Below are 9,453 nucleotides of genomic sequence, written 5' to 3' on the forward strand. Positions count from 1 at the left end.
GTATTCTGAGTATACAAAATTGCGATCTATTTTCGACTTCTTCTGCCGAGCGAAGAGGCGTGATCTAAACTGGCCACGACCGATTAGAATCATTATTCTTTTCTGTAGCCAATATTGTAAGTCCTCTCAAGAGGACTCCTACAAGTTCATAGGTAGACACTTCGAGAGCAGACAAGTTCGGCCATTAAGCTATTGGTGCCAAAAAAACGATTCAAGAAAGAGTTTTGAGTAGAAGAGCTGAAAGCCTCAAAAGGACGTATGAAATGCAGATTTCTCTCCACTCTTCTTGCAGACGAACTCCAGGAGGAAGAGACTGTTCGCAGAAGCAAATATTGAGTTTATATTTCCAACAATTGTGAAGCCTGACTACGTTCCATAAGCTTTGGCGCAGGCCGATTAATCCTGTAGTCCATTTTGTATGATCTGGATTGGTTAAGTGTTCTCTCCTTTGATCTGACTCCTTAACGGGATATAATTTAGGCAGACTTAGTTAGTAATTTAAATTTACCAACCTAGATCATGATCAATGTGGTTCTCAAGTTCTTTCTGAGTTCGCTTTTAGAATACTATTGAAAAATAACTCTGAATGCTAACAGGAGGATCCAGTGGTATCGAGGCTTATAGAGAGCAGAACAGATGAGATCTTAAGAATTGTGAGGGGAAGAGAGAGCACTTCCAGAGTTCAGCTTGCTAAGCTTACAGGATTAAGCAAACCGACGATTTCTTCGATAGTCAACGCTCTCGTTGCGGAAGGCGTGATTACTGAGAACGGTCTTGGAAAAAGCAAGTCTTCCGGTGGTAGGAAACCTATCAACATTTCCTTTGCGAAAGATTACAGATACGTACTCAGCATAGACATAGGTGGAACAAAGACCATCTTTGCACTTATAGATCTAGATGGGAACATCACAAATAGCGAGACCATACCTTCCGATGCTCTTCGAACGAGAAGAGGCTTGATAGATGAACTCAGTGAAAGAATTGAGAGTTACATCGCGCAGGTCGATAGAGGAAAGGTTCTTGGAATTTCCATTGGCATTCCCGGTACAGTTGATAGGAATACCCAGAATATCAAGTATATGCCATCATTCGATATGGGAAATTTCGATCTCAAAAGTCATGTTGAAGAGTGCTTCGGTATACCGACGTTGATCGAAAACGATGTTACTCTTGCCGCATTCGGGGAGTCGTGGATCGGTTCAGCAAAAGAGTTTGGCGATGTAGTGCTTGTGTCGATCGGAACAGGTATTGGTTCAGGTATAGTTATCGCCGATTCAGTTTACAGGGGATCTTCTGGAGGAGCAGGTGAGATTGGCGAGTTTGTTACAGACTGGTCAATTGAATCAAAGATGAATATTGGATTTGGCAGACTTGAGCAATGGTTTTCCGGATATGCACTCGAATCCTTCTGTAGAAGCAATGGTATGAAAGTCTCTGTTAAGGAGCTCTTTGAAAATATGGAGTCGGACGATAGAATCAGCAAAAGAATAGTCAGCGGGTGCGAACATCTCGCTCTCGCATTTGCAAATGCTATTATGCTTCTTGATCCAGCCAGACTTCTAATAGGAGGTGGTATTGGGTTCAACCAGTATGACCGGATTTTTCCGATTATTAACGACACCCTCAGGAGAGTTTTACCGGAAGAGCTATACAGATCCGATCTTCTTGCGAGAGCTTCATTGGAACCTTACAGTGTCGTTATCGGTGGGGCGTATTTTGCCCAGAAGGAGTTACTCCTTAAGGAAGTGCTTGGGGGTGCTTCAGGATTTTGAAATGCAGGATTCAATCCAGAGGAGGTACTTATGAAAAAGCTTTCCGTTTTGTTAGTCATTGTGTTTGGATTGGTAACAGGATTATTATTTGCAACAGACGTCGCCGTTCTACTTCCGGGAACGGTTGAATTCTTTAGTGTTCAGAGAATTGGGCTTGACAAAGCCGCAAAGGAATTCGATCTAAATCTGATTTATGCCGATGCTGAATGGGATGCCGGTAAACAACTATCACAGGTCGAAAACTTCATTGCTCGAGGCGTCGACCTTGTCTTGCTTTGTGCGGCAGACAATATGGCTCTAAGAACGGCCGTCACCAGGTGCAATGAGGCAGACATCCCGATTATTACTTTTACGAACAGCATTGGAACTGATCCTGAAGGAAAGTATCCGGGAGTCGTTAGTCACATTGGTCGTTCCGAGATTGGATCGGGAGTTGTTCAGGCTGAATTTGTCGAGAAGCTATTTGGAAATGTCGAATTAGACATAATTCTTATCGAAGGAAATCCCGGCACCACGGCTCAAAGGATGCGAGAAGAAGGTTTCCTCTCAGTGGCTGAACGAAACCCCAACTGGAGAATTATCGAGAAGCGACCGATTGACGGCTGGACAAAGGAAGGAACACTTGCTTTCATGGAAGCTTTCCTGCAAAGTGAGAGAAACGTTGATGTCATAGCATGTCAGTGGTGGTCGGGAGCCATAGCAGCCTCCATGGCCCTAAAAGAAAGAGGAATAACAGATGTGGTCGTTCTTGGCCTTGAATATGCAAAGGAACTCGTTCCTTACATCGAAGCGGGAGATGTTTACGCATCAACATACTTCTCTGTTATCGAAGAAGGCTATAGAGCCGTTGAAGCTGCACATCTTTATCTTACGGGTCAGGAAGTTCCTAAGTTTATCGAGATCCAGCAGGTAATGGTTACAAAGGATAACGTAGCCGATTTCGAGCCGGAAATGTAAGCGAACACTTTAGGAGGTCACAGGTGCACGAAGCAGGTAAGGCCAGGATATTCTCTCAGCTCTTTCTGAACGAAGAGTTTACTGAAGTGAATTCCCGACTACTCAAAGACAAACTGACAATAGCAAAGAAATCTGGACTTGAAAGGCTCATGATTTGGTCTGTAGAGCCCAGATTCCTTCGTCCTGTCGTTTCGATCTGTAGAGGCGCCGGAGTATCCCCACATCTGTGGTATCCGTTGCTGGCAGATACGCCGGTGAATTTCGATACATCTGCCTTCGAAGTGACTGGGATTATTGAGAGGAGCGAATCCGAAATTCTTGATTACCAAAAGGCCGGTGGCGAGGAATTCAAATTTCTTTGCCCGAATAGAGTTGGCGAAGCGCCAGCCTTTCTGGACCGTTTTGAAGAGATCATAAATCTGGCTGATTTTGACGGCGTCTTCCTGGATAGAATTCGTTTCCCCTCTCCAGCAAACGGTATAGGAGAGATGCTTACCTGCTTCTGTGACACCTGCAAAGTCAAGTCCCACGGTCTCGTTTCGGATTTTGAAAAGACCTTCTGCGCTTTCATTGAAGAACTAAATACTGAGAGAATTAGTAGCGAGGTTCTTAGAACGATCACAGAATTCCGAAAGACATCAACGGGATTTCGAGAATTTCGGATCTCTTCGGTTCTCAATTTGCTTTCGGAGTATTCAAGGAAAGCCAGGGAAAAGGGACTTGAAGTTGGAGTAGATCTATTTTCCCCTTCCCTGGCGGATTTTGTATCTCAGGACTACGGACAGATTTCCAGAGAAGTTGACTGGATAAAACCTATGATCTACTGTAAGACGATGGGACCAGCCGGGCTTCCGATGGAACTTCTCTCACTTGCAAAGACTCTTATGAAGCTAGTACCTGAGTTTAGTGAAAAGGTAGCACTGAAGATCATTTCGGAATTTGTCGGTCTCGCAATACCAGGGAGTTTTGATGAACTAATTGCAGACGGCATCGATCAAAGCAATTTCTCATTGGAGCTTGATAAGATAGTTCGAATGAGCCTCAGCCCGTCAGTGAAGGTTTTTCCCGGCTTTGAAGCGGTCAATCTTCCCCCTGTATGTTCGGTAGGTCTGGAGGAAGTCAGGAATTACGTAGATGCAACTCTTAGAAAAGGCCATGATGGGTTTGTTCTCTCCTGGGATATAAGACACATAAGTGATGCGATTCTCGAGTATGTGGGTGATCGCTTTGAATAAAGATACTGTCGGGCCTAGACTGATTCTCGAAGTGAAGGAAATCTCAAAGAGCTTTCCCGGTGTTCAGGCTCTTGACAGGGTAGACATGGATGTGAGAGAGGGGGAGGTTCACGCCCTTCTGGGAGAGAATGGATCGGGAAAGTCGACGCTCACAAAATGCATTGTCGGAGCTTATCAGAAAGATTCCGGGACCATTCTCTATGACGGGAAGGAAACCAGCTTCTCATCTCCAACGGAATCTTTCAGGCAGGGAATAAGCGTCATCTATCAGGAGAGGAGCCTCATTCCCAAATTCACCGTCGAGCAAAACATATTCCTCGGTGACGAGATGCAGGTCTCGGGCCTGCTTTCAGAAAAGAATATGAGAAAGAGATTTCGCAGCCTTTGTGAGTCGTATGGATTTGATCTCTCACCGGACGAGAAGATATTCAGGCTCGGGGTGGCGCAGCAGAAGGTAGTGGAAATCATGAAGGCACTTTCCAGGAATTCGAGGGTAGTGATCATGGACGAGCCGACGGCATCGCTTTCGAAGGAAGAGTCCGATCATCTCTTCAAGATCATCTCTCAACTCAAAAGCAAGGGAATTTCGATCCTGTATATCACCCATATTTTGGAAGAGGTTTTCAGGATTACCGATAGAATTACTGTCCTTAGAGACGGCAGGAAGGTCTCCACTCTGAATACCGCTGAGACTGACAGAGAAGAGATCGTAAATCTAATGGTCGGTGAAGTCTTTCATGATATCGAAGATATTTCGAGTTCTGCAAACTACGACCTTCCACCGGTCATATCTGTAAAGAACATTCAAAAGTTGCCTAGAGTAAGGGATATCTCATTCGAAGTCTATCCCGGTGAAGTGCTTGGAATTACCGGTCTCACCGGCTCGGGAAAAACGGAGTTGGCCAGGGCGATTTTCGGCGCCGAGAAGGCAGACAGCGGCGAGATAATAGTCGAGGGCAAGAGAGTAAATCTAAGCTCGCCGGTAGATGCAATAAATGCAGGGATAGCGCTAATACCCGAAGACAGGAAATCCGATGGCCTCATTATGCTTTTCGAGGTCTTCAAGAATATCACTCTCCCTTCGATAAGCGATTTCACTGCGATGCCCGGAATGATCCTGACGAAGAGAGAGTATGTTAAAGCGAATGAATACAGGGAAAGACTTAACATCCGGCTTGCTTCGATACATCAGCAGACGAAGTTTCTTAGCGGAGGCAACCAGCAGAAAGTCGTAATTGCAAAATGGCTGCTGACAAATCCGAAATTGCTGGTCATGGACGAGGCGACACAGGGAATCGATGTGAAGGCAAAGAGTGAGATCTACTCGATTGTGAGAGAACTTGCCGAGAACGGCTTCTCCGTTATCTTCATTTCCTCTGAAGTGCCGGAAGTTCGGAGAGTATCCGACAGAATCCTCGTAATCGCAGATGGAGAGGTCGTAGGAGAATTCAAACGCGGAGCTCGCCAGGACGAGATCATGAAGAAGGCGTTGAGCGGAAAACAAGAGCATCTAGATAATCAGGTGGTGAGTTGAATGTCAGGACCCGCTGTTAAGTCGAAGTTGGCAAGCTTTCTGGGAAAGTACAAAATCATCATAGCATTCTTTGTGTTGGCGCTGGTCATCTCACTTATGACACCCAACTTTCTATCTTGGAGAAATATCATAAACATATTCAGGCAGAGCTCGATTATCGGGATAATGGCGATAGGTTCGACTTTCGTCATCATCGGCGGAGGATTCGATATTTCAGTTGGTTCGCTACTTGCCCTTACAGCTGCAATGGCGGTTGGGCTCCAATCCTCGATGCACTGGTTTCTTGCAGTTGTTGTGGTTTTGCTTGTTGGCGCCGCATTCGGCGCAGCTAATGGTTTCTTGAGTTCAAAGATCCACATACCGCCAATCATTGCTACTCTTGGAACAATGACAATTATCAGGGGAATTGTGTACATGTACACAGGAGGGTACCCCCTTTACGTTGACTCTGAAGGGTTTGCTTTCATCGGAAATGGATACGTTGGGCCGATTCCCTTCCCTATAATTCTTCTTCTTGTCCTTGTGGCTCTAGGCCAGTTTGTTCTAGTTAAAACAAAGTTCGGTCGTTACTCATGTGCCATAGGAGGTAACAAAGAAGCGGCCAGATTATCGGGAATCAAAGTCGATCTGTATGTGACCTTAACCTTTGTGGTAGGTGGTTTAATGGCTGCGATGTCCGGAATAGTCTACGCTTCAAGGCTTCTGTCTGTAACACCGCTAGCCGGTCAGGGCTACGAACTGGATGCGATAGCTTCAGCAGTAATCGGAGGAACCAGCGTTTCAGGAGGAGAGGGGTCAGTAGTAAGAACTCTCATTGGAGCGCTTTTGCTGACGATGATAACCAATGCATTTAACCTGATTGGAATAGACCTGTATGTTCAGTACGTTTTCAAAGGACTTGTAATCCTTGCTGCGGTTGGTTTTGATTCATTCTACAAGGCCCGTGGCTAGAAGAATCAGCAAGTAGCGTCGACCCAAAGATGAACATACTGGCTTTCAGGAGCGCGCCTCTTCATCAGTGCATGGTTTAGCTTTCTCTACTTGAGGAGGCCATAGGCATCGCCCACGTCTTGAATGAAAATGATTCCCTTACCAGGCTCATCGATTCTCAGCTTCTCTCTTATCTTGTTCACTATTGTCTGTGTCAACTCTTTTTTGGAGACGATCATGACGATCTCCTTTTCAGGTTCGATCTCCATTGCGAACAACGTGCTTCTTTCGTGGACGCCGGATCCTCTCGCGTTTATTACCGTTCCACCTTTCGAACCCATCTCGGTAGCAGCATCTATAACTTCTTCGGCCTTTCCCCTATCAACTATTACTGTAATCAATTGATACATAATCTCTTTTTCACCTCTTCCTTCTTGGAGCGAATTGCATCCCAGTTCTTTTGATCCTTCTACTTCCTGAATGTCTACAGTGAAAGCGATTCCGTGATCCGGGCGATCAAGCATCATTTCTCTGTCAAGAGCTTCGAGCAAGCTCTTGGCAGTCCTATTGTTTGCAACTATCAATACTATTTCCTTTCGGATTTCGTACAGCGCGAAGAAGTTCAATAATCCACTTCTTACAGTGCCCCTCCCCAGCAGAATCGTGCCTCCGCTAATCCCGTTTTCCCTTGCAATTCGAAGCACTTCGCTTCCTTTTCCAAAGTTAACGACCGCATATATCAACTTATACGGACTGATATTCTTATTACTAGCCACTTGACTCAACACCTCTTTTTCTTGTCTTAATCTTGTATATCAACCCCAGTATTTGAAGAGCGATAATGGGTGTCATTGCAACCATAGATATGAGACCGAAAGCGTCAATGAGCACGTTCGCGCCTTCAATTGCGCTCGCGGCACCCTGAGCGAAAGCAATTACAAAAGTACCCGTCATAGGTCCAGAGGCAACACCTCCCGCATCGAAAGCAATTCCGACAAAGAGCTTAGGCGAAAAAAACGACAGTACTATGGAGATGGCATAGCCGGGCAGAAGAAAATGCCAGAGTTGAACCGCCGGTACAGCTATCCTAATCATTGAAAGAGCCACTGCCAGACCAACACCGGCCGATAGGGCGAGAAGAACTATTCTTCTCTTAACGGCACCACTGGTCACATCTTCAATTTGATGAGTCAGAACGTAAACCGAAGGCTCTGCAAGGATTGTGACAAGACCCAGAATCATACCAACTAGAACTAAGATTGACTTGTTTCCCATTGAGGCTATGCCGTATCCGATTTCTCTCCCGACATCCATGAAGCCCCCGTTGACACCTACGAGAAAAATCACCATACCTACAAAAGTGAACAGAAGTCCGACAGTTATTTGTCTGAGCATTCTCTTTGAAAGTCTCAGTGAGCTAAACTGAAGCAGCAAGAAGGCCAGCAGTATCGGAAGCAGTGAAAGAAGAACCTCACTCGCGATCCTTGGCATCAAATCGAAGAAGTAACCAAGAATCTCTGAAGATTCCGATGCGAAATAAACAGGGGCAGCTTCCATAGTGTTGTTAGTGGATACTAAACCGACGAGAAGCACAGAGATAATTGCTCCGGCAGAGGCAATTCCCAGGAGTCCAAAACTATCATTTTCTGAAGATCTACTATCTCTCTTGAGAACTGATATCCCGGCTGCAAGTGTAACAATGAATGGAACGGTCATCGCGCCTGTGGTAGCTCCGGAAGCGTCGAAAGAGATCGCAAGTAATTCTCTCGAAGAAAAGAGAGAAAGGATAAGTATTATACCGTAAGACACTGTCATAAGTTTCTTGAGGGCGACATTGAAGACGATTCTTATGAGTCCGAGTGAGAGAAAAACTGCAATGCCAATTGATGCAGTTATAACGACACTCCCGCTAGATAATATACCTGAAGAGACAAGCTCGACCTGAAGCGCGTGTATATGCAGTGCGGGTTCGGCTATGGATATGAAGAATCCAAGCACAAGACCTGCAACAGCTACTATCCAGAGCTTATTAGTCTTTGCTATGAAGGTACCCATGAAGTTACCGATAGGACTAATCCCTATACTGACTCCAAAAAGAAACGCAGACAGCCCGACAACAATCAAAAAGGAGCCAATCACAAATCTGAATATTAGAAACCAACTCAACGAGACAAACAGGAAATTGAGCACCAGAACCAGCACCGTAATGGGAAGAACGGCTAACAGCACTTCCTTGAGTTTTTCGAGAAGTAGGTTCATTGATATGCTCACCCTTTCTTCGAGATGCGCTTTTTTGCTTTATGTTGTATCTTCTCTCCGATTCGAAGCTCTTCCGTGGACGCCGAGTAGCTATACGTACCTAGGCTTTCAATCACTTCAAAGATCACCAATCCTAGACTGCAATCATTAGCTTTATTATACCTGTTCAGTCACCTCAGGGCAGGTTTACTATCATGCGTCAATCTAGGAAAGGAAGAGATGAAGAACAGACTGAAACCCCTTTGACCGTTCATCTCAATTATCGATACTTGCTATACGAACTGAGTAAAGTGTAGTATTTCGTACATAACACCATCGAATTCCGAAGGGCATTTCGTCATCAATGAACGGAGGTAGAGATGCTAAGAGAGATAATGATTTCCTTTCTTCTCGAAGGAGACGCCTGTTCATCTATAAAATACAGGGTCCAAAAGGAAATCCTGGAAGAGAGTCAGGATACTCTGAATATGAGAGTACTTCATTCGGGAATCCTCGATGATACCAGTGTTAAGAAGATAATCGAAAACCAGAAACAAGATGGCTGGCTTGGTGAGAGCTTCCACGGGGAAGACAGTATGGAGGCGTCGATCCGCTTCCTGCTGGAAAGGGGTCTTGGAAGTGATGATGCGGTTATTTTGAGAGCCTTTGAAGCTCTGGAAAGAGACAGCAGCGACTTCTCAAGAGAGTTTAAGAAAGTCGGTAGTGTATTGGACTCAAGGGGTTTTGGAGGATCCGAGTCAATCCGTGCGGCACTCAATGTGATACT

The 9,453-nt window shown here is 45.3% G+C and carries 8 protein-coding genes; 6 read left to right on the top strand and 2 right to left on the bottom strand.

Annotated features, from left to right (window positions below):
• The first annotated feature begins 605 nt into the window (after positions 1–605).
• Genes Y696_RS10595 through Y696_RS10615 form a run of 5 tightly spaced genes read left to right on the top strand, consistent with a single transcriptional unit; the run spans position 606 to position 6,449 of the window.
• Positions 606–1,772, top strand: coding sequence for an ROK family transcriptional regulator (locus tag Y696_RS10595; RefSeq protein ID WP_006487608.1), 1,167 nt, complete (start codon positions 606–608; stop codon positions 1,770–1,772).
• 30 nt (positions 1,773–1,802) lie between these two features.
• A complete protein-coding gene (locus Y696_RS10600) occupies positions 1,803–2,729 on the top strand; it encodes a sugar ABC transporter substrate-binding protein (RefSeq protein WP_006487606.1) in 927 nt (308 codons plus the stop codon).
• Between the two features lie 23 nt (positions 2,730–2,752).
• The gene (locus Y696_RS10605; protein WP_006487604.1) at positions 2,753–3,964 is read left to right on the top strand and encodes a hypothetical protein; all 1,212 of its coding nucleotides are present in this window, start codon (positions 2,753–2,755) and stop codon (positions 3,962–3,964) included.
• On the top strand, positions 3,948–5,498 hold the full coding sequence (locus tag Y696_RS10610) for a sugar ABC transporter ATP-binding protein (RefSeq protein WP_006487602.1): 1,551 nt from the start codon (positions 3,948–3,950) through the stop codon (positions 5,496–5,498). Before Y696_RS10605 ends, Y696_RS10610 begins: the two co-directional genes overlap by 17 nt.
• Positions 5,499–6,449, top strand: a complete 951-nt coding sequence (locus Y696_RS10615) for an ABC transporter permease (RefSeq protein WP_006487600.1) — start codon at positions 5,499–5,501, stop codon at positions 6,447–6,449.
• An 86-nt stretch (positions 6,450–6,535) separates the two neighbouring features.
• On the opposite strand, the gene Y696_RS10620 is transcribed toward Y696_RS10615, so the two are convergent.
• Positions 6,536–7,204 (bottom strand): P-II family nitrogen regulator, encoded by a 669-nt coding sequence (locus Y696_RS10620; protein ID WP_039882277.1) that lies wholly within the window; start codon positions 7,202–7,204, stop codon positions 6,536–6,538.
• A complete protein-coding gene (locus Y696_RS10625) occupies positions 7,197–8,687 on the bottom strand; it encodes a DUF1538 domain-containing protein (protein ID WP_006487598.1) in 1,491 nt (496 codons plus the stop codon). Before Y696_RS10625 ends, Y696_RS10620 begins: the two co-directional genes overlap by 8 nt.
• Positions 8,688–9,046: 359 nt before the next feature.
• Between Y696_RS10625 and Y696_RS10630 the strand changes: the two genes are divergently transcribed.
• On the top strand, positions 9,047–9,453 hold a 407-nt coding region (locus Y696_RS10630), incomplete at its 3' end, for a hypothetical protein (RefSeq protein ID WP_147431782.1).

It is taken from the genome of Mesotoga sp. H07pep.5.4 (assembly GCF_003664935.1).
Lineage (GTDB): Bacteria > Thermotogota > Thermotogae > Petrotogales > Kosmotogaceae > Mesotoga > Mesotoga prima.